Raw genomic sequence first — 431 nt, 5'->3', positions numbered from 1 at the left:
GCTTTATCGATTTATGGTTGCCACGGAATAAAACGTATCAAATGAAGATTGAGCTCGACGGAAAAAAGGTCGAATCAGGGCTCTCTACTTTTAATGATGACCCTACTTGCATTACGACCATGCAGTTGATGTAATGCTAGAGGATTGAAGGCAAGGGAACCGTTCTCTTGCCTCATTTTGCCTATTCTAATAAGAATATTCTTCCTTTTTGTTACGGCTACTCTTTGAAAACTTTATTTATTTCATTAATTTCCTAAAAATATATAAAAATTATAAGAACGATTCTAGAAATTGCTGTGGAGGCTTAATTCACAGAATTGAGGGAAGATAATTGAAAGCAACCATTTTAAAAACCTTGAAAAAAATAGAGTTAGATTATAACGTTAAAATACTTTATGCGTGTGAATCAGGCAGCAGAGCTTGGGATTTCC

General features: G+C 34.6%; 1 protein-coding gene and 1 pseudogene. Both read left to right on the top strand.

Annotated elements, in window-relative coordinates; genetic code table 11:
* Positions 1-134 (top strand): annotated as a pseudogene (locus tag RYX56_RS21255) (CueP family metal-binding protein); the annotation flags it as partial.
* Positions 135-331: 197 nt separating this feature from the next.
* The coding region (locus tag RYX56_RS21250) for a DNA polymerase beta superfamily protein (RefSeq protein WP_317123978.1) at positions 332-431 on the top strand (100 nt) is incomplete at its 3' end.

This window comes from Alkalihalophilus lindianensis (genome assembly GCF_032843265.1).
GTDB classification, from domain to species: Bacteria; Bacillota; Bacilli; order Bacillales; family Bacillaceae_D; genus Alkalihalophilus; species Alkalihalophilus lindianensis.
The sequence above is the reverse complement of the archived record's forward strand: the minus strand, read 5'-3'. Positions and strand labels throughout refer to the sequence as shown.